We start from the raw sequence: 19,177 nt of genomic DNA on the forward strand, positions 1-19,177 counted from the left end.
TCTCCGACCGCTCGGGCGGACGGCGCGCCCGCACGGGCCGGACCGTCCCCGGGGAGGTGGTGGGTTCAGCGGGGGGTCCGGGCGAGCGTGCCCGTGTCCGCGGGCAGGAGGGGCCAGCCGTGCCGGACGGCGTGGTCGGTCAGGACCGGGTCGTGCCGGCCGACCACGTGGGGGCGGCCCACCAGGCCGAGCATCCCGAGATCGCTGGCGTGGTCGCCGTAGGCGGCACAGCCGGCGGGGTCCGCGCCGAGCCGGGCCATGGTCTCCCGCACCGCGTCGGTCTTGGCCTCGCCGATCATGGCGCGCCGCACCTCGCCGGTCAGCCGTCCGTCGGGTCCGGCCAGCGGCTGCGAGCACAGGACGACGTCGGCTCCGAGTTCCTTGGCGAGTGGGTCCAGACAGCCGGTGAAGGACCCGGAGACCAGGACCACGGTGTCGCCCGCGGCCCGGTGGTCCGTCAACGCCCGTACCGTCGGCAGCACGAAGGCGTCGGGCAGCAGCCGGTAGGCCTCGTACCACTCCCGGCCCGCCTTGAGCAGCTCGGTCCACGAGGCACCGGCGAAGTGGCGGTAGTAGGCCAGGTTCACCTCGGTGCGCGGGACGCCGTTCGCCCACATGCTCCGGAAACGGCCCATGACCGTGTGGAAGTCGGTCTCGTCGCCGCCTTCGCGCAGCGTCCAGAAGCGCAGGAAGTCGAACATGCTCTTGGCGGTGATGAGCGTCTCGTCGACATCGAAGAAGGCAGCTCGCCGGTTCGTACGCATGACGCGGTGGGGTCCCTTCGGAAGTGAGCACGCTGCTCGACCCGACGACGATAAAAGCCCTGTTCGGGCAACCAGGTGCCGCTTACACGAAGGTGGTAGGACCGCTTCGGGTATGGCAGTTCGGTCTCACTGAAAGACGCATTGCCGCCGCGTGAGAGCCAAACCTAACGTCGAGGCGTACCAGCCCCGGAGAATCTCCCTACAGTGAGGAATCGAAGATGTCTCAGCCGAATGCGGGTGCCGTCGCGCAGGAGTTCTGGGCGAAGCTGCAGAGCGGGGACCGGGAGGGCGTGCTGGCCATGCTCCCCGACCGGCTGGACTGGTTCGTACCCGGCGACCCGCAGCGGGTGCCGTGGGCCGGCCGGCGCACCGAGAAGGCGCAGATCCGCGAGTTCCTGCAGATGCTCGGCGGCACCATGAAGCCGGAGCTGAACAAGGTGGAGCAGGTGATCGAGCAGGGGCCCGAAGCCGTGATACTCGGCTACTTCGAGCACCGCTGCCGTGCCACGGGCAAGCTGTTCGCCTCCCCGTACGCACTGCACCTGACGATCGCCGACGGCCTGGTCGTGAACTACGACATCTACGAGGACACCCAGGCCCTCGTCGACGCGCTCTCCTGACCGTGGTGCTCACCGGGCAGCCCGGCACCGCGCCGGGCGTCGCGGAGGTCGACCTGGACCTCGGCGACCACCTCACGCGTCTTGCCGACCGCCCGGCCCGCGGCTCCGCCGCCGGCGCCGATCCGCTGGTCCTGGTCCACGCGCTGGGCCTGGACCGGCGGATGTGGGCGCCGGTCGTCGGGTGCCTGCCGCCGGCCCGCCGGATCATCGCCTACGACGTCCGCGGCCACGGCGTGGCGGCCGGCGCCCCACCGCCCGCCACCGTGCGGGACCTGGCCGACGACCTGCTGCGCCTGCTCGACGCGCTCGGCCTCGCCCGGGTGGCGCTGGCCGGGCTGTCCATGGGCGGGGCCGTCGCCCAGACCTTCGCCGTGCGCCACCCCGAACGCCTCTCCGCGCTCCATCTGGTGGCCACGGCGGCCGATCCACAACCCGCCTACCTGGAACGCGCGGACCGGGTCGCGCGGTACGGCGTCGTCGAGCAGCTGCCCGCGACACTGGAGCGCTGGTTCACGCCGGCCTTCCTGGCCGCGGACCCGGAGCCCGTGCGCTATGCGCGCGAGACCCTCGCCGGGGTCCGCGCCGCCGACTTCGGCGCGGGCTGGCGGGCGCTGGCGCGGCTGGACGTCCGTGACGGGCTGGGCGGGCTGCGGCTACCGGTGCGGGTGATCGCCGGAGGGGACGACCCGGCGACCCCGCCCGCCCTGATGCGCGGTATCGCGCAGGACATTCCGGGGGCCGAATTCGTGATCATCGACGGAGTGCGGCATTTGGTGGGCCTGGAGGCACCGGAGCGCCTCGCGGCTCTCCTGCACCGGGAATTCCGACGACCATGACCCGAAGCAAGGGGGGTATGCCACTTCGGTGGCAGAAGAAGTCCCCCGCACCGATGTGACGGCTAGCTTGGCAGCAGCCGAGCCAGCCGAAAGGGAAACGTCTTGTCTGATCGATCCGAAATAGTCGCCGTTCAGAACTCCGTTGACATAACCCTGGCAATCACGAGTGATCTGCGCCGATTCGAAATCCGCCAGATTCTGGAGAAGAGCTCGATCGTGGGGAGCGTCCGCATGGCCGGCGACCCCGCGGCCGCGCTCCGCGAGACGCTGACCGCGCCGGACCGCATCGCCGTCCTGGCCCTGGCCGACCTCATGGGGCCGCTGTCCGCGTTGCCCGAGATCGAGAAGGGGCAGCGCGTCTCCGCGCTGGTCCTCGTCACCGAGGCGGACGTGGTCGCCCTGCGTCGGCTGCCGGACATGCCCGGCGTCGGCTACCTGGGGCCGGAGGACCTGACCCCGGCCGGACTCGGGCACGCGCTGTCGCGCATGGCGGCGGGCGAACCGCCGGTGCCGGCCTGGCTGGTGCAGAGCCTGCTGGCCACCTGGCGGGCCGAGCCGGAGCGTACCCGGTCCGCGCCCCGGCTGACCCCGCGCGAGCAGCAGGCGCTGGTGCTGCTGGTCGACGGGCTCAGCAACAAGCAGATCGGCAGACGGCTGGGCATCTCCGACCACGGCGCGAAGCGCCTGGTGGGCAACATCCTCGCCAAGCTGGACTGCCCGAACCGTACGTCCGTCGTCGCGCTCGCCCTGCGGGACGGGCTGTACGACCAGTGCCTGCGCAACCGCTAGCCGTCCACCGCGGCCGGCCCGCACACCCGGCCCCGCACACCCACCCCACCAGGGCCCGGGTCCCGCCCGCACGGCGCGCCCCGGGCCCTTTCGTCATCGCCGGGTGGCCCGGGGCGTGCCTGCCGCGTGCCGTCGGCGATCCGTCAGGCCCGCGGGTCGAACGGGTCCGCGACTCCCTGGCCGGTGTCCACCCAGACGCTCTTCTCCTCGGTGTACTCACGCAACGCGTCGGGGCCGTTCTCCCGGCCGAGGCCGCTGTGGCCGAAGCCGCCGAAGGGGGTCGCGTAGGAGGTCTTGCGGTAGTTGTTGAGCCACACGGTGCCGGCCCTGAGGCGGGCCGCGACCCGGTGGGCACGCTGCACACTGCCGGTCCACACGCCGGCCGCCAGCCCGAACCGGGTGTCGTTGGCGATGCGCACCGCGTCGTCCTCGTCGCGGAACGGGATGACCGCGGCGACAGGCCCGAAGACCTCCTCCTGGGCGATCCGCATGTCGTTCGTGACGTCCGCGAACACAGTGGGCCGCACGAACAGGCCCGCGGGCAGTGCGGGCACCTTGGCGGGCACCCCGCCGGCCACCAGCCGGGCGCCGTCCTGCCGGGCGATCTCGATGTAGCGGAGCACCTTGTCGTACTGGGCGGGGCTGGCGACCGTACCCATCTGGGTGGCGGGGTCGGTGGGATCGCCGACCCGGATGGCCTCCGCGCGCTCGGCGAGCCGCCGGACCACCTCGCCGTACAGCTCCTGCTGGACGAGGATGCGCGAGCCGGCCATGCAGGTCTGGCCGCTCGCGCCGAAGACGCCGGCGACCAGTCCGTTCAGCGCGGCGGGCAGGTCGGCGTCGGCGAAGACGATGTTGGGGGACTTGCCGCCGAGTTCCAGGGAGACCCGCTTGAGGCCGTGGCCGGCCGCGGCGGCGATGGCCCGGCCGGTCTCGGTGGCCCCGGTGAAGGCGACCTTGTCCACCAGCGGATGTTCGACCAGGGCGGTGCCGCAGGGCCTGCCGAGTCCGGTGACCACGTTGAACACCCCCGGCGGCAGCCCGCATTCGGCGGCGAGTTCGGCGAGCCGCAGCGTGGAGACGGGGGTGATCTCGGAGGGCTTGGCGACGACGGTGTTGCCCGCCGCGAGTGCGGGGCCGAGCTTCCAGGCAAGGAGCAGCAGCGGCGAGTTCCAGGGCGTGATGGCGGCGACCACGCCCAGCGGCTCGCGCACGGTGTAGTTGACCATGCCGGTCAGATGCAGGGGGTTGGTGGTGCCGGTGGGCAGTTGGGCGAGGCCCGCGTAGTAGGTGAAGTACTCGGGCAGCAGCCGGACTTGGCCGGCCATCTCGCGCAGCAGCTTGCCGTTCTCGCGGACCTGCAGTCGGGCGAGCTCGTCGGCGTGGTCGGCGATCGCCTCGCCGAAACGGATGAGGAAGCGGGCCCGGTCGGCCGCCCGCCAGGTCGGCCACGTGCCCTGGGTGAAGGCGCGGCGGGCGGCGGTCACCGCCCGGTCGACATCGGTGCCGGTCGCGTCGGGCACCCGCGCCCAGACGTCCGAGGTGGCGGGGTCGGTCACGTCGAGCAGCGCGCCGTGGGCCGGGACCTCGGTGTTGTCGACGAACAGGCCGTGTTCCGCAACGGAGTCGGCGGCGGAGTCACTCGAGGAGATCATGATCTCAATATTGTCCTACGATGGGTCAATGGGGCAATGGGTGATCGAGGGCGGGTATGAGACAGTGACGCCGCCGGAATCAGCCGGATCACCGTCGGCGGGAGGGCCGTTGAACATCACACGCGTCGTCGCGCCCGTCCGGGCACAGGTCGTCGGGATCGTGCGGGCCGACATTCTCAGCGGGGCGCTCGCCCCGGGGCAGCGCCTGGTCGAGCGGGAGTGGTGCGAGCGTCTGGGTGTCTCGCGGAACACCCTGCGCGAGGCCTGCCGCCAGCTGGAGGCCGAGGGCTTCCTGGACATCCCTCCGCACCGGGGTCCGATGGTGGCCGTCCTGTCGGACGAGGACGCCAGGGGCATCTACGAGATCCGGGAGGCGCTGGAGTCGCTCGCCGTCCGGCTGTTCGTGGAACGCGCCGACGACGCCCGGGTGGCCCGGCTGCGCGCGGCGGTGGACGAGCTGGCCGCGGCTCATGCTTCGGGTGACGTGGCGGCGATGCTGGTGGCCAAGGAGCCGTTCTACGACGTGCTGTACGACGGTGCGGCCAACCGGGTGCTGCGCGAGCAGGCCACGGTGCTCGGCGGGCGGCTGGCCCGGCTGCGGGCGCGCTCGCTGGGCCGGGAGGGCCGGCCGGGCGCGAGCGTGGCGGAGATCGACGCGGTGATGCGGGCCGTCGAGGCCCGGGACGCCGAGACGGCGGCGGCGCTGTGGGCCGCCCACGTGCGCGCGGCGGCACAATCCGCGCTGCGGGAGCCGGTGGGGTCGGTGTGCCCCTGAGGGCGTGAACCGACGGCTCCGGCGAAAGGGGGCCGGCGAGCGGGAAGGAAGCGGCTGGGTCCCCCTGTGCCGTGGTGGCGCGGCTCAGCCGGCGACGGCCGGCGCGTTCTCCGGGGCCTCGCGGATGCAGGGGGTCAGCAGCCGGAGGATGTCCTGGAGCTCGTGGTGGAGCGAACGCGGCTCTCCCGGCCTCTGGGACCAGCGGTACAGGGCGCCGAGATAGGCGTCCCGCAGGATCAGGCCGAGCAGGTGCGGATCGGTGCCGGCCCGTACGTCACCGCGATCGAGGCCGTGGGCGATGATCTCGGCGAACGTCGCGGCCGTACCGGGCTCCTCGGTGAGCGGCCGGCCGGTCTTCACCCAGGCGCTGACCATGACCCGGGCGACGGCGGCCTCGCTCTCGTTCATCCGGGCCAGGTGGGCCAGACAGTGCGAGAGCCGGCTGAGCGTGGGCTGCGCGGGGTCGAGGTCGTGGACGAGGTCGGTCAGGATCAGCCTGCGCTGTTCCGACCAGGCGGTGATGAGATCCTCCTTCTGCGGGAAGTGGTTGAAGAAGGTCCCGCGGGCCGTGTCCGCGAGTTCCGTGATCTCGTCGATCGTCGTCTCGTCGTAGCCCTTCTGCTGGAACAGCGTGAGCGCGGCTTCGTAGAGGCGCCCCGCCATGCGTTGTTTGTTGCGCTCGCGTCGGCCGGTGGGCTCGCGGCGCTGAGTTGGCGCTGTTGCCATGGACATCATCCCTGCGGGAGTGCGGATTGTCCTTTGGCGGTGCGCGAAGCGGAGGCGGCGGGCTGAGCACTCACCGCCTCCGGCTGTCGGAGTGGGAGTGCTCGGCCCGCCGCAGGCACGCTGACGATCCGTAACGGGTCGTTAACGGAGACTCAGGCAGAATAGCAATTCTCGGTCTGGAGTCCAACTTTGGTTCGCAGACCTTCAATTCGTGTCCGCTGCCCCGAAGCGCGTTCCGCCAGCTCCCGCAGGGAGTCGCCGCCGAGCAGATCCGCCGAGGTCAGCTCGATGCCGAGGGCGCTCTGCAGCTGCCGGCCCAGCCGGACGGCCATCAGCGAGTCCAGACCGTACTCCCGCAGGCTCCGGCGAGGATCGAGCGCCTCTGTGTTCAGGCCCAAGGCCGCCGCGGCACACGACAGGAGCACCTCCTCGGGACTCTGCACGGGCCGGGCGCTCCCGGCGGGCTCGGCGGTGCGCTGGGCCGGGATCACCGCCCGCGGCGCCTGGGCGGCCGGTGGTACCGCGGGCGAGGACAACGGTGTCGCGGCAGGCACGGCCGGGGTGCCGGGGGACGCCGCGGGCGCCGGTGCGGCGGACGCGACCAGGTCGACCGTTCTCTGGGCGGTGGCCAGCACGGTGCGGGCGAGCCCGGCGAAGCCCTCGAGCGGCCGCCTGGCGAAGGCGGGCAGAAGACGGTCGAGACCTCCCCCGAGCACCCCGGCCGCACGGGCCGGCAGCCGGTACATCCGTATACCGGTGAACTCGGCCAGCAGGCGCCCCTCGATGCTCACCAGCCGGACGTCCGCGAGTGCGCCCCCCGGAGCGCCGGTCCACCGCACGAGGGTCCAGAACTGCTCGGGCGGCTCTGCGTACAGACGTACGGAGTCCATGGAGACCGGCAGCGGGGTGCCCGCCGGATCGTCCTGCGGGGCCGCCGCGAGCAGCGGCTGCAGTGCGCACTCCACGGTGGCCGGCCAGGATCCGGCCACCGCGTGCACCTGCGCCGCCGCCTCCCCGTCGCGCCGCCACGTCCGGTGCGGAGCCGGGGCCGACAGCCCGTGCCGAGCGGCAAGCCGGCGGAAGTCCGCGCGGTCCAGGTCGGCGTCGCACCGGGCCAGCGCCCGGCCGAGTTCGGCGGCCCAGTCACCGTCGGCGCCGTCGTCCGCCGCCGTGAGCACGGCGGTCAGCGCCTCCTCGGCCGCCTCCGACCCGCGCACCGCCCTGACCCGCACCAGGCGTTCCCCGCTGTCACCGGGCGCGTCGAAGGTCACCCGTACGGCGGTCACGCCCGTCAGGCCGACCGGCTCGTCGCCCAGGCGTATCTCCCGCAGGGCGACGGCACCGGACTCGGGCAGACAGGCCGCGGCCCGGCGGATCGCGTCCAGGCCGAGCGTCGGGTACAGCACCTCCCTGCCGTACAGGGCGACCCGCTCGGGCGCGGTGCCGCCGTGCAGTTCGGCCAGGGGCACGTCCCGCACGACGCTCGCCGGCACGGGCCGCGCGCCCGCGGCCCGGGGCCGCTCGAAGCGCGTGTCGTCCCAGACCGTCCGGGGCAGCCGGACGTGGGGGCGGCCGCCCGGGAACCAGCGGCCGAAGTCGACCTCGACGCCCAGCGCGTGCACGGCGCCGAGCGCCCGGGTGAGGCAGTCCCGTTCGTCCTGGTGGCGTCGGAGCGAGGCCACGGCGGTCTGCGCCGAGCCCGCCCCGGCGAGTGTCTGCCGTATCGCCGGGATGAGCACGGGGTGCGGGCTGACCTCGATGAACACGTTCTCCCCGCCGTCGGCCGCGGTGCGCACGGCATCGGTGAAGAAGACCGGGCGGCGCAGGTTGTCCGCCCAGTAGGCGGCGCCCAGTTCGGGTCCCTCCACCCGGGCGCCGGTCACGGTGGACAGCATCGGGACCTCGGCGGGGCGCGGGTCCAGTCCGGCCAGTTCGGTCAGCAGGTCCGCGCGCAGCAGGTCCATGGCGGGACTGTGCGAGGCCACGTCGACCTTCACCACCCGGGCGAAACGCTCCCGCACCTGGAGCTCCACGGCGATCTCCTGGACGGCCCCGGCGTCCCCGCTCAGCACGGTCAGCTCCGGGGCGTTGCGGGCGGCGATCGTCACCAGCCCGCGGTGCGGCGCGACGGCCTCCTCCGCCTCGGCGGCGGACAGATCGGTGGCGAGCATCAGACCCTGTCCCGACAGCCGCTGCATCAGCCGGCTGCGGCGGCAGATCACCGCGGCGGCGTCCGCGAGGGTGAGGACGCCCGCCACGTGCGCGGCGGCGACCTCGCCCATGCTGTGCCCGATGCACAGGCCGGGCTCGACACCCGCGGCGCGCCACACGGCCGCCAGCGACACCTGCACCGCCCAGAGCGCGGGCTGCACCACCTGCACGGCGTCCGGCAGCGGCGCGTCTTCCAGCAGCACGGCGAGCACCGAGGTGCCGGTCTCCGCCCGGACCAGCGCGTCGCACTCCGCCATCTTCTCGCGGAACTCCTTCGAGCTCTCGAGGAGTTGACGGCCCATGCCGAGCCACTGCGAGCCCTGCCCGGGGAAGACGAAGACCGCGCGGCGCGGGCCCCGGAAGCCGGCTTCCGCGACGCCGCCCTCCGCGATCTCCTTGCCGGCGGCCAACTGTGAGAGTCGTGCGGCCAGTTCCGCGCGGCTCTCGCCGGTCACCCAGAGCCGGTCGTGGTGGTGGTCCCGGGAGCGGGCGGCCGTGGCGCAGTAGGCGTGCAACGGGGTGGTGTCGTCCTCGCCGAGCCGGCGGGCGTGGTCGGCGGCGAGCCGGCGCAGGACCCGGGGCGAGCGGGCGGAGAGGACCAGCAGGTGCGGGGCGTCCTGGACCGGCGGCGCGGGCGGCTGCACGGTCCCGGCGGGCTCGGCCACGTACTCGCCGACCACGGCGTGGGCGTTGGTGCCCGCCAGTCCGAACGAGCTGACGCCGAGCGTCGCCCGCTCGCCCCGCGGGGTCAGGGGCCGGGCGGAGAGCGCCACCTCGAGCGGGGATCCCGGGCCGCGCAGCAGTGGGTGCGGGTCGGTGACGTGCAGCGAGGCGGGGACCTGGCGGTGCTGGGCCATCAGCACGGCCTTGATGAGGCCGGCGATCCCGGCGGCGGCCTCGGTGTGCCCGATGTTCGTCTTGACCGAGCCCAGCAGCAGCGGGGCGCCCGCGCGGGTGGTCGCCACGGCCGAGCGCAGCGCCTCGAGTTCGACGCCGTCCCCGACGGTGGTGCCGGTGCCGTGCGCCTCCACGTAGTCCAGCTCGCCCGGCTCGATGCCCGCGGCGTGCCAGGCGGCGCGCAGCATCTGCACCTGACCCTCCACGGCGGGCTGCACCAGCAGGCCGCTGCTCGCTCCGTCGTTGGTCACGGAGCTGCCGAGCAGCACCGCGCGGACGGGGTCGCCGTCGCGCACCGCGTCCGCGAGCCGCTTGAGCACGACGACGCCGACGCCCTCGCTGCGGACGAAGCCGTCCGCGGACCGGTCGCCGAACTTGCAGCGGCCGTCGGGGGAGAGCATGGCGCCCTGCGAGTACGCGATGGCGTCGGCCGGGGTGAGGACGAGGTTCACGCCCGCCGCGATCGCCAGGTCGCTCTCGCCGGCCAGCAGGCTCTGCCGGGCCTGGTGCACGGCGACCAGCGAGGACGAGCAGGCGGTGTCCAGGACCAGGCTCGGGCCGCGCAGGTCGAAGGCGTAGCTGACACGGCCGGCGGCGACCGCGCGCAGCCGGCTGCCCACCGCGCTGCGGATGTCGTGCTCCACCGGCCCGGGCCACTCGTCGTACTCCGCGGTGGCCTGGCCGACGAACACGCCGGTCGGGCTTCCGGCCAGGTCGGACGGTCTGATCGCGGCGTCCTCGAACGCCTCCCAGACGACCTCCAGGAGCATGCGCTGCTGGGGGTCCATGCCCTGGGCCTCCAGCGGGGAGATGCCGAAGAAGGCCGCGTCGAACCGGAACGGGTCGTCGAGGAACCCGCCGTACCGGGAGACGGTACGGCCCGGGGTGCCGGGCTGCGGGGAGAAACAGGCGTCGGCGTCGAAGCGCTCCCGCGGCACGCGGGTGACGGCGTCGCCCCCCTCTGTCAGCAGCCGCCAGAACGCCTCGGGATCCGGGGCGCCGGGAAACCTGCAGCTGATTCCGGTGATCGCTACAGCCTTGCCGTCCATGCAGTACATCCCCCATCTGCTGTGCCACACGACCGATCCATGTATGGATCAACGTTCGGATAGTACACGTGAGGCCAGAATTGACCTCCAGTCTTTTAATTTTTTGAACAAGCCCATAACGCGCCAAAGTTGATGACGCGTCAGTAGGGCCGTCGTGCGGCGCTCCGGGCGGGGGATGAGCCCGGACGCCGTACGACGGCCCTGGCGGACGTGCGGCGGATCAGGCCGCGGAGCGGGTGTCGCCGTACTGCGCGGCGGCCCGGTTCATCCGGGCGATCTCCACGACGGACGCCGCCGCGATCAGCTCACCGCATCCGCTGGAGGCCAGCTGACGCAGCGTCTCCGGGTTGCGGCGCAGTTCACCGCAGACGAAGAAGTGCACCCCGTGCTTGGCGGCGATCTCGCAGATGTGGTCGACCACCTGGCGGTTGACGCGGCTGAACGGGTCGACCTTCACCTGGTCGCTGCTCCGGTCGACGCCGTTGAGCAGGGCGAACAGATCCGAGGTGCCCACCGCCACGAAGGCCGGCCGGCAGGTCTCGATCAGCTCCGGCAGCTCGTAGAGCATCGCCGGGACCTCCAGCGTCATCCCGAGCCCGACCCGCTCGTCCAGCCCGGCCTCCTGGAACATCGCGGCGACGTGCTGGAACTCGGCGATGGTGGAGACGAACGGGATGCTCACGTCGATGCGCAGCTCGGGGTGGTCCTCCAGCACCCGGCCGATCGCCCGCAGCTCCGGCCACCAGCGATCGGCGATCCGGGGGCCGCGCACCCCGAGCTCGGGGTTGGCCTCCTCGGCGACCTCGATGCCCGTCTCGCGCAGCTCCGCCGAGGTCGGGTCCGACAGCACCAGACGGATCCGGCGCCAGCCGCGTGCGGCCAGCTCCGCGACGGACGCGGTCAGGTACTCCTCGATGCGCTCGTCGGAGTAGAACGCCTCCGGCTCCTCCGCGAACAGCTGGAACAGGCAGAACTTCAGCCGGAAGTAGCCCACGTCGTGGATGTTCCACGCCTTGTAGAGGGCCTCGTTGTCGTCGTTCATGTAGGAGCAGATGGCCGTCACCGGCAGCGGCAGCCGGTCCAGGTCCACCAGGCCGTCGTTGTCGACCTGGTAGCGGCCGCCCTCGCGGACCGCGGCCAGGTCCTCGACCAGCACCAGGGCCTTGCCACCCTCCTGCAGCATCTTGCGGGCGTGGTCGGCGAAGTGCTTCTCGCCGACGGCCACCCCGGCGATCCGCGGGTCGTCCAGCGCGGTGCGGACGGTGGAGAAGGTCAGCGACTGCTCCACCAGGAGCAGCGCTCCCGCGTCACCGGCGGGCGGCGCGCCGCGGAACGCCGTGGCCGCGAACGGCAGATCGGTCTTCACGACGGTGCGCGAGGGGAGCGAGGCGGACCCGGAGTCGAGCCGGCCGGAGAGAGTCAGGTCGAGGTCGAGGGGCAGGGACTGCGTCACGGTCATATCTCCAGGGAAGGCAGAAGTGTCACTGTGTCGGCACCGCTCAGCAGCCGCTTCCCGGCTTCCAGGACGCTGCCCGAGTAGCCGGCGGTGTTGTGCACGTAGGCCTGCGTGATGATCTCGGTGATGCCCGAGCCGGGCAGCGCCTCCGGGATCACCTTCAGGTGGGTGGGCGCGGTGATGACGGTCGCGGCGGCGCCCGACTGGGAGAACGCCCGCGAGCCGACGGGGATGTCGGTCGTCTGGATCACGTTCGGCATCGCCTCCCGGGCCCGCTCGAACCCGGCGCGCACGGTGTCGAAGTCCAGGGCGGCGCGGACGAAGAACCGGCTGACCTGGTAACCGGGCGGCTGGGTGAGCACCCGCAGCGAGACGGTGTTGAGCGCTTGGACGCCGGGCAGCCGGGTCATCGACTTCTGCAGTTGGGAGAAGCCCGGTCGCAGGTTGTCCCGGGCGTCCTCGCGCCGGGCGCCGATGCCCTTGGTGCCGAAGCTGCTGGACGCGGTGTCCGGGTGGACGATCTCGGTCTCCGCCCGCACCAGGCCCAGCTCCGCGACACCCGCGAGCGAGGCGGCCTCGACCACCCCGCGCAGCTGTGCCGCCCAGCCCACGCACTGGCAGCTGCCCAGGGAGAAGAAGCCGTCACCGGTCGGCACCGGTTCCTTGATCCCGAGAACGGACACGTCGGCGCCGTCGAGCGGGACGTAGAAGGCGGGGATCGCGGTGTTCTCGGCGACGCCGATGACCCGGCCGGCCACGGTGCCGATCCGCTCCAGCATCGCCCGGGAGCGGATGTGGTCGCGGTGCGTGGCGAGCACGGCGAGGTCGAACGGGCCCAGGCCGAGCACCGCGTCGTCCTCCACGTCATAGAAGTGGACCCGGATCTTCCGCCCCTTGACGAGCAGGAGCGAGCTGTCCTCGTCCGCGCTGACCTGGCCGTACAGGGACGGGTCGGCCAGCAGGATGCGGCCCACCAGCTGCTGGAGCGAGGAGAGCGGCTCGAGCGCGCGGTCCGCGGCGATGGGCCGGGTGACCACGTCCGTGATCATGAAACCGTCGCGCTCGGGGTCGTTGAGGCTGAGCAGGTTGCTGCCGATGTCGGCACCGGCGCCGAACAGGATGGCTGTCTTCATGGTCGGTCCTTGGAGTCGGTCAGGGAGCCGGCGCGGCGGCGCCGACGGCCCGGCGGGTGGCCAGCAGGGTGAGGGCGAAGGCCAGGACCACCACCGCCACGGCGAGGATCAGGGCGCTGAAACGGCCGGGGAGCAGGAAACCGGCCAGCACCAGCACCGGGGTGGAGACCAGCCCGGAGATCTGCTCCAGGCGCCCGGTGCGGGCGGCCTGCAGGCCCGGGGCCAGCCCGGCCCGGCCCAGACCGGCCATGGCCATCGGACGCACCCCGCCGGAGAAGACGCCGAGCAGGGTGATCGCCACCAGCGCCACCGGCAGCCGGTCCGGGAAGAGACCGAACAGGGCCAGGGAGACGGCCGTTCCGGCCAGGCCCGCCGGCGCGACCACGTCCGGCCCGAACCGCTCCCCGATCCGGCCCGCGTAGCGTGCCGAGAGGAAACCCGCGAAGGTGAACAGGCCGAGGACCGCGCCGATCGCGGCCAGGTTCACCTCCAGCCGGACGAAGAACAGGAACGGCAGCAGACCGACGTACGGGGCGAGCGCCGCGACCCGGCCGGCGATGTAGTACGCGCTCCACCAGCCGGTACCGGCCGGCGCCGCGGCCGGTGCGGCCGCCGGTCGCGGGCCCTGAGGCGCCGCCGGAGCGGGTTCGCGGACGGCGAGGACCAGCACGAGCGCCAGCAGGGCGGCCGCCGCCGAGCAGTACAGGACGGCGGTGTGGATACGGCTGAACAGCACGGCGCCGATCACGCCTGCGACCATCACCGACATGAACATCCAGCTCTGCATCACCGCGCCGAGCCGGCCGCGCCGGGCCGGGTCCGGGACCAGGCCGGCGAGCAGGCCGGCGTCGGGGCCCGCGCTGATGCTGAAGCCGAAGCCACCCAGCACCTGACCGGCCGCCGCCGTGGCCACCGTGGGCACGGCCATCAGCAGCAGGCCGGCCGCCTTGCACGCCTCGCCCAGGGCGATGGTGCGCCGGGCACCGAGCGCCCGGACCAGCCGGGGACCGGCCGGACCGGACAGGGCGACCGTCGCGCCGTAGACGGCGAGCAGCGCCTCGATCACCGGAAGGGACAGATCGCGCTTGTAGAACAGGACGAAGAGGACGGGCAGATGGAAGTAGAAGCGGGAGATGATCCGGTACGCCGTCAGCAGCCGCAGCGAACTCCGGTCGGTCTCGGCGTGCGCGGGAGCGGCCACCGCGGTCACGTGCGCACCTGTCCCATCCGGCCGGTCAGCGCCTTCTTGTACTCGGCCGGGTCGGTGACCAGGTTCGGGAAGATCTCCACCAGGTCCTCGGTGGGGAAGCGGCCCGCGCGCACCAGGTACGGCACGTCGAAGGTGAAGTCCGCGACCGTGTTGCCCTGGTCCTGCCCGGCGGCGTCGTCCCAGGTGACCGGGCCGCCGTCGACGAACAGGTCGACGCTGGAACCGAGGTCCTCGAGGGCCTGTTCCCGCGTCACCAGCGCGCCGCCCGCACCGGAGAGGTTCGCCGAGGTCAGCGCGATCGGGCCGAACACCTGCGTGATGTCGTACTGCGGGCGCCGGCCGTGGCACATGATGCCGATCGTCGGGGCACCCATCGTCATCTGCTCGGGGAACGGGTGGTCCTTGAAGAAGATCGGCGTGATCAGGCCCGGCAGCAGCTTGCCGAGGACCGCCTCGTCCACGAACTCGGGGACCTTCACGTACTTCCCGATCTCCGCCGGGTCCGGGATCGCCAGCGTCAGCGGCCCGAACTTGGTACGGCGCTTGGCCTCGAAGACGCGGGCGACGGCCTCGGCGTTCTCCGGGTCGCAGAAGACGCCGTAGTGGGTGGCGCTGGGGGCGATGACGAGACCCCCGTCCTTGAGGACCTTGACGGCTTCGGCCACCGCCGCGGGCCCCGCGGGCACGATCCTTGCCTTCGCGGACACAGTCGTTGCCTTTCTGTCTGAGAAATTGACGGCCGGTCCGGGAAGCCCGTTGGGGAATTTCCCGGTGGCCGACCTCAGTAGACCGAGATCCGGAACGGCCGCCAAGGGTAATTCGGTGCGAACGAAAGGGGATAGCCGTTCGGGGAGCGCCGGATCAGCAGCTCGAAAGGCGCATTGTGGGTGCGGCCACGGCCCGCCTAATCTCGCCGGGACACCGATCGGCACGGGAGGCCATCCATGGAATTCGACGTCGTCGTGGAGATACCGCGAGGCTCGCGGAACAAGTACGAGGTGGACCACGAGACCGGCCGTCTCCGGCTGGACCGCCGGCTGTTCACCGCGACCCACTACCCGGCGGACTACGGTTTCGTGGAGGGCACCCTCGGCGAGGACGGGGATCCGCTGGACGCGCTGGTGCTGCTGGAGGAGCCGACCTTCCCCGGCTGCGTCATCACGTGCCGGGCGATCGGCATGTTCCGGATGACGGACGAGGCCGGCGGTGACGACAAGCTGTTGTGCGTCCCGGCGACCGACCCCAGGGTGGCCCACCTCCAGGACATCGGCCATGTGCCGGAGTTCGACCGTCAGGAGATCCGGCACTTCTTCGAGGTGTACAAGGACCTGGAGCCCGGCAAGTCCGTCGAGGGCGCCGACTGGGTCGGCCGGGCGGCCGCCGAGGAGGAGGTCACCGCCGCGGTGAAGCGGCTGGCCAACTCCCGTCAGGGACTGTGATGCGCTGACCGGCGCGCCGACGCCGACCTCTGCAGACGATGCCCAGCGGTGCGGGAACTCCCGTACCGCTGGGCATCGTTGTGCCGGTATGACGCCGATCCTGCCGACCCCGCCGACCGGGCCGGCTGCCGCGCCGCCCGGTCAGGAAGCCCGCGCCGTGCGTGCCGCGCGGGTCACCTCGGGCAGCGGGTCGGCCCGGCGGGCCACGTCGAGCAGGGCGTGCAGGGTGCGTTCGGCCGGACCCAGCCGCGGCCGCCACTGGGCGACGATGCTGACCGGGCGGATCCGCTCGGCCAGCCGCAGCTCGATCAGCTCGCCTTCCTGCAGCTCCCGGGTCACCGCCAGCTCCGGCAGCAGCGACACGCCGTGCCCGTGTCCGGTCAGCCGCAGCAGCGCCGACAACGAGCCTTGGATCATCGCCAGTTGGGCCCCGGCCAGCAGATCCCGGCCGAAGCGGTCCACCAGCATCTCCGAGGTGCAGCCGGGCTCCGCCACCAGGAAGTCGTACTGCAGCATCTCCTCGGGCGTCACGACCTCCTTGCGGGCCAGCGGATGGCTCGGCGCCGCCACCAGCACCGTCCGGTCGTGCCCGACGACCGCGTGCGGGCCGAGCGCCCGGATGCCGTTGTCGTACTGGAAGACCAGATCCAGCTCACCGGCACCGAAGGCCTGTTCCAGCGTCCGGCGGTTGGCCACCGTCAGCTCCACGTCCGCGCCGCTGTCCGTGCCGCCCGCACCGTACTCCAGCGCGGCCAGCACGTCCGGCATCCATACGTGCGCCAGCGACTCCTGCGCCCCGATCCGCAGCCGCGGCCGGTCGCCGCGCGCCGCCCGGCGCATCCGCTCCTCCAGCTCCAGGGCCTCGCGGGCGTGCGGCAGCAGCCGGGCGCCGGCCTCCGTGAGCACCGCACCGGTGCCCGCGCGCACCAGCACGCTCACCCCGAGATCCGCCTCCAGCCGCTTGAGCTGGGCGCTGAGGCTGGACTGTGCGTATCCCAGGGCCTGTGCGGCGGCGGAGATACCGCCATGGTCGGCGACCGCGACGAAAGCGCGCAGATAGCGAGAGTCCACGCCAGCAGCATAACCGTCATCGGACTTTCCGATGGGGGTATCGGACTTACGGCGTCGCAGGTCCGCAGGCCGTTGGGACACGCTGCAGCCATGACTACAGCCGACCCCCTTCCCCGCCCCACCGGCGTCGCCGCGCCTGAGGCGCCCACCCAGACGCCCACCGAGCCGCCCGCGCCGTCCAAGTTCCTCTCCAAGCTGACCTTCGCCGGCATCGCCACCGGCAACCTGCTCGTCCTGCTCGACACCTCGATCCTCAACGTGGCCGTGCCCGACGTGCAGAAGTCCCTGCACCCGGCCGCCGCCGCACTGCCCTGGGCCGTCGACGCCTACACCGTCGTCTTCGCCGGACTGCTGCTCGCCGGCGGCGTCATCGCCGACCGGTGGGGTGCCCGGCGCGTGTACGCCACCGCGCTCGGCCTGTTCGCCGCCCTGTCCGTGGTCTGCGCCCTCGCACCCAACGTCGGCTCCCTCATCGCCGGCCGTGCGCTGCTCGGTGCCGCGGGCGCCGGCCTGGTGCCCGCCTCCCTGGCGCTGCTGATCCACCTGAACCCCGACCCCGCCCGCCGCACCCGCGCCATCGGCGCCTGGACCGCGCTGAGCGGCCTGGGAGCCGCCGCCGGGCCCGTGCTCGGCGGTGCCCTGGTCGAACTCGGCGGCTGGCGCCTGGTGTTCCTCGTCAACCCGCCGATCGCGCTGGCCGCGCTGCTCCTCGCCCGCCGGCTGCCGGTGCCGCCGGTGCGCGCCACCCGAGCCCTGGACCGTCCGGGCCTCACCCTGTCCACCGCCGGACTCGGTCTGCTCACCTTCGGCCTGGTCGAGGCCGGCATCGAGGGCTGGGGTTCGCCGCAGGCGCTGATCCCCATCGCGGCCGCGCTGGTCTGCTTCGTCGCCGTCGCCCTCGTGGAGCGCCGGGTGGCCTCCCCGGTACTGCCGCCGGCCCTGCTGGCCCTGCCGAAGGTGCGGGCCGCGATGGTCGCCGCCGCGGTGTCCTGCTTCGCCTACTTCGGCGGGATGTACATGTTCGCGGTGTGGCTGCAGCACACCTACCACCTGACGCCGTTCAAGGCCGGTCTCGCCTCGCTGCCGATCGCCTTCCCCGTCTGTGTCATGCCGTTCTTCACCGGCCGGCTCGTCGCCCGCTACGGCCCCCGCCCGATCCTGCTGACCGGCATGTCGGCCTCCGTCGTCTCCGGTGTGCTGCTGGCCTTCGCGGTGGGCCACCACCCGCCGCTGCCGCTGATCCTCGCCGCCGAGCTGACCCTCGCCGCGACCGGCACCCTGTCCATCCCGGGCGCCGCCGCCGCGATGGCCGTGTCCGCCCCGCCGGAGTACGCCGCCACCAGCCAGGGCGCGCTCAACGGTATCCGCCAGGCCGGCTCGGCCCTCGGCGTCGCCGTGCTCGGCACGCTCGGCGCGCTCACCACCTCCGGTTACGTCCTCATCGGCATCGGCGTGGTGGCCGTGCTGCTGGTGGCGAAGGCGACGGCGAAGCCGAGCGCCTGACGGACCGACACCTCGCGTCTGCGACGCGCACGGACCGACGCCCCGGGTAACTCCCCCGTCCCCGGGGCGTCACGCGTCGGCGGTCGGCGGTCGACGCGGCAACACGACAGCGGCACCACCTCCCCGGTGGTGCCGCTGTCGTCCGTGTCGTCGATGTGCGGCGTGGGCCGCCGTAGAGGCTCAGGCCGTCAGGACCGCCGCGATGCGCTCGACGGAGCGTGCGTCGAACAGGATCGAGTAGTGGTTGACGTCGTCCAGCACCTCGTCGTGCAGGTCGGGCAGCCTGCGCCGCCACTCCGCGACGACCGCCTCGGGGATCATGCCGCCGGGCTCGTTCACCCGGCCCCGCGCGGCACGCAGCAGAGCCAGCGGGGAGGCCACCTTCTCCAGGGCCGCGCCGATCTCGGCGCCGTGCGAGGCCAGCCAGCGCCCGTTCTGCCGCACGGCCTCCTCGCGCACCCGGGACCGGAAGCCGGCGGCGGTGTTCAGGGCGTCGTAACGGGCGTAGTCCTCCGAGCCCGTGGTGCGCCAGCCCGCGAAGACCGGGTGCTCCAGGAAGAACGTCCTGTACGCGTCCAGGGTCGGGAAGGTCCGGCCGAGCCGCTCGATGGCCTGCCCGAACATCCCCTGCATCACCCGCTCGGGATCGGCGCCCTCCGGCACCGCGAGCGGCAGACCGCCGTCGATCATGACGACCTTGCGGAACGACCGCTGCGCGCCGACCAGCGCGGCGAGGGTGCCCCCCATCGAGTGACCGGTCAGGACGGTGTCCGGGCCGGCGAACCGGTCCACCACGGACAGGACGTCCTCGGCGAGCCGGTCCAGCCCGTACGGCCCGGGCAGCCGGTAGCTGTGTCCGTGCCCGCGCAGATCCATCGCCAGCAGGCAGTGGTCCGCGGGGAGGGCGGCGGCGATCGGTCCCCAGGTCTTCAGCGATCCGAGAATTCCATGGACGGCGATCACCAGCCGGTCGCCCTTGCCGTACCGGGCGATACGCAAAGTCCCGTCCGCCACGGTGATTTCATCAGTCTGTGTTTCCATGC

General features: G+C 72.7%; 16 protein-coding genes. 6 read left to right on the top strand and 10 right to left on the bottom strand.

What is annotated here, in order from left to right:
• Positions 1 to 65 precede the first annotated feature (65 nt).
• Positions 66 to 764 (bottom strand): HAD family hydrolase, encoded by a 699-nt coding sequence (locus ACIHEJ_RS34405; RefSeq protein WP_400141509.1) that lies wholly within the window; start codon positions 762 to 764, stop codon positions 66 to 68.
• 218 nt (positions 765 to 982) lie between these two features.
• On the opposite strand from ACIHEJ_RS34405, the gene ACIHEJ_RS34410 reads away from it, so the two are divergent.
• The 3 genes from ACIHEJ_RS34410 to ACIHEJ_RS34420 all read left to right on the top strand — a co-directional run bounded on the left by ACIHEJ_RS34410 (position 983) and on the right by ACIHEJ_RS34420 (position 3,009).
• The gene (locus ACIHEJ_RS34410; protein ID WP_400141511.1) at positions 983 to 1,384 is read left to right on the top strand and encodes a nuclear transport factor 2 family protein; all 402 of its coding nucleotides are present in this window, start codon (positions 983 to 985) and stop codon (positions 1,382 to 1,384) included.
• 5 nt (positions 1,385 to 1,389) lie between these two features.
• A complete protein-coding gene (locus ACIHEJ_RS34415; protein WP_400141512.1) occupies positions 1,390 to 2,220 on the top strand; it encodes an alpha/beta fold hydrolase in 831 nt (276 codons plus the stop codon).
• Between the two features lie 231 nt (positions 2,221 to 2,451).
• Positions 2,452 to 3,009, top strand: a complete 558-nt coding sequence (locus ACIHEJ_RS34420; protein ID WP_400141514.1) for a LuxR C-terminal-related transcriptional regulator — start codon at positions 2,452 to 2,454, stop codon at positions 3,007 to 3,009.
• Positions 3,010 to 3,152: 143 nt separating this feature from the next.
• Here the strand turns inward: ACIHEJ_RS34420 and ACIHEJ_RS34425 are convergent, their stop codons facing one another.
• Complete coding sequence (locus tag ACIHEJ_RS34425; RefSeq protein ID WP_400141516.1) at positions 3,153 to 4,664, bottom strand: aldehyde dehydrogenase; 1,512 nt, start codon at positions 4,662 to 4,664, stop codon at positions 3,153 to 3,155.
• Between the two features lie 109 nt (positions 4,665 to 4,773).
• Here ACIHEJ_RS34425 and ACIHEJ_RS34430 point away from each other — a divergent pair, with 109 nt between their 5' ends.
• Complete coding sequence (locus ACIHEJ_RS34430) at positions 4,774 to 5,439, top strand: GntR family transcriptional regulator (protein WP_400141518.1); 666 nt, start codon at positions 4,774 to 4,776, stop codon at positions 5,437 to 5,439.
• A gap of 84 nt (positions 5,440 to 5,523) precedes the next feature.
• Here the strand turns inward: ACIHEJ_RS34430 and ACIHEJ_RS34435 are convergent, their stop codons facing one another.
• The 6 genes from ACIHEJ_RS34435 to ACIHEJ_RS34460 form a co-directional block, all read right to left on the bottom strand.
• Complete coding sequence (locus ACIHEJ_RS34435; protein ID WP_400141520.1) at positions 5,524 to 6,165, bottom strand: TetR/AcrR family transcriptional regulator; 642 nt, start codon at positions 6,163 to 6,165, stop codon at positions 5,524 to 5,526.
• Between the two features lie 152 nt (positions 6,166 to 6,317).
• Positions 6,318 to 10,322, bottom strand: a complete 4,005-nt coding sequence (locus ACIHEJ_RS34440; RefSeq protein WP_400141522.1) for a type I polyketide synthase — start codon at positions 10,320 to 10,322, stop codon at positions 6,318 to 6,320.
• 220 nt (positions 10,323 to 10,542) lie between these two features.
• Positions 10,543 to 11,781, bottom strand: coding sequence for a putative PEP-binding protein (locus ACIHEJ_RS34445; protein ID WP_400141524.1), 1,239 nt, complete (start codon positions 11,779 to 11,781; stop codon positions 10,543 to 10,545).
• Positions 11,778 to 12,911 (bottom strand): hypothetical protein, encoded by a 1,134-nt coding sequence (locus ACIHEJ_RS34450; RefSeq protein WP_400141526.1) that lies wholly within the window; start codon positions 12,909 to 12,911, stop codon positions 11,778 to 11,780. Before ACIHEJ_RS34450 ends, ACIHEJ_RS34445 begins: the two co-directional genes overlap by 4 nt.
• A gap of 19 nt (positions 12,912 to 12,930) precedes the next feature.
• Positions 12,931 to 14,121: an MFS transporter gene (locus tag ACIHEJ_RS34455; RefSeq protein WP_400141527.1), complete on the bottom strand. Its 1,191-nt coding sequence runs from the start codon at positions 14,119 to 14,121 to the stop codon at positions 12,931 to 12,933.
• Complete coding sequence (locus ACIHEJ_RS34460; protein ID WP_400141529.1) at positions 14,118 to 14,807, bottom strand: L-threonylcarbamoyladenylate synthase; 690 nt, start codon at positions 14,805 to 14,807, stop codon at positions 14,118 to 14,120. Before ACIHEJ_RS34460 ends, ACIHEJ_RS34455 begins: the two co-directional genes overlap by 4 nt.
• 258 nt (positions 14,808 to 15,065) lie before the next feature.
• Between ACIHEJ_RS34460 and ACIHEJ_RS34465 the strand changes: the two genes are divergently transcribed.
• Complete coding sequence (locus ACIHEJ_RS34465; RefSeq protein ID WP_400141530.1) at positions 15,066 to 15,560, top strand: inorganic diphosphatase; 495 nt, start codon at positions 15,066 to 15,068, stop codon at positions 15,558 to 15,560.
• A gap of 141 nt (positions 15,561 to 15,701) precedes the next feature.
• Here ACIHEJ_RS34465 and ACIHEJ_RS34470 read toward each other — a convergent pair whose 3' ends face one another.
• Entirely contained in the window at positions 15,702 to 16,631 is a 930-nt protein-coding gene (locus ACIHEJ_RS34470) for a LysR family transcriptional regulator (RefSeq protein WP_400141532.1), read from the bottom strand.
• A 90-nt stretch (positions 16,632 to 16,721) separates the two neighbouring features.
• On the opposite strand from ACIHEJ_RS34470, the gene ACIHEJ_RS34475 reads away from it, so the two are divergent.
• Positions 16,722 to 18,134: an MFS transporter gene (locus ACIHEJ_RS34475; RefSeq protein ID WP_400141533.1), complete on the top strand. Its 1,413-nt coding sequence runs from the start codon at positions 16,722 to 16,724 to the stop codon at positions 18,132 to 18,134.
• 180 nt (positions 18,135 to 18,314) lie between these two features.
• Here ACIHEJ_RS34475 and ACIHEJ_RS34480 read toward each other — a convergent pair whose 3' ends face one another.
• Entirely contained in the window at positions 18,315 to 19,175 is an 861-nt protein-coding gene (locus tag ACIHEJ_RS34480; RefSeq protein WP_400141535.1) for an alpha/beta hydrolase, read from the bottom strand.
• Positions 19,176 to 19,177 lie beyond the last annotated feature (2 nt).

The sequence above is a fragment of the Streptomyces sp. NPDC052301 genome (assembly GCF_044593395.1).
Taxonomy (GTDB): domain Bacteria; phylum Actinomycetota; class Actinomycetes; order Streptomycetales; family Streptomycetaceae; genus Streptomyces.

What these genes read in the sequence shown, in the direction of transcription:
- ACIHEJ_RS34465 (WP_400141530.1), top strand. Translation starts at nt 15,066, where the DNA reads ATGGAATTCGACGTCGTCGTGGAGATACCGCGAGGCTCGCGGAACAAG.
- ACIHEJ_RS34445 (WP_400141524.1), bottom strand. Translation starts at nt 11,781, where the DNA reads ATGACCGTGACGCAGTCCCTGCCCCTCGACCTCGACCTGACTCTCTCC.
- ACIHEJ_RS34410 (WP_400141511.1), top strand. Translation starts at nt 983, where the DNA reads ATGTCTCAGCCGAATGCGGGTGCCGTCGCGCAGGAGTTCTGGGCGAAG.
- ACIHEJ_RS34450 (WP_400141526.1), bottom strand. Translation starts at nt 12,911, where the DNA reads ATGAAGACAGCCATCCTGTTCGGCGCCGGTGCCGACATCGGCAGCAAC.
- ACIHEJ_RS34405 (WP_400141509.1), bottom strand. Translation starts at nt 764, where the DNA reads ATGCGTACGAACCGGCGAGCTGCCTTCTTCGATGTCGACGAGACGCTC.
- ACIHEJ_RS34475 (WP_400141533.1), top strand. Translation starts at nt 16,722, where the DNA reads ATGACTACAGCCGACCCCCTTCCCCGCCCCACCGGCGTCGCCGCGCCT.
- ACIHEJ_RS34435 (WP_400141520.1), bottom strand. Translation starts at nt 6,165, where the DNA reads ATGGCAACAGCGCCAACTCAGCGCCGCGAGCCCACCGGCCGACGCGAG.
- ACIHEJ_RS34420 (WP_400141514.1), top strand. Translation starts at nt 2,452, where the DNA reads ATGGCCGGCGACCCCGCGGCCGCGCTCCGCGAGACGCTGACCGCGCCG.
- ACIHEJ_RS34440 (WP_400141522.1), bottom strand. Translation starts at nt 10,322, where the DNA reads ATGGACGGCAAGGCTGTAGCGATCACCGGAATCAGCTGCAGGTTTCCC.
- ACIHEJ_RS34480 (WP_400141535.1), bottom strand. Translation starts at nt 19,175, where the DNA reads ATGGAAACACAGACTGATGAAATCACCGTGGCGGACGGGACTTTGCGT.
- ACIHEJ_RS34425 (WP_400141516.1), bottom strand. Translation starts at nt 4,664, where the DNA reads ATGATCTCCTCGAGTGACTCCGCCGCCGACTCCGTTGCGGAACACGGC.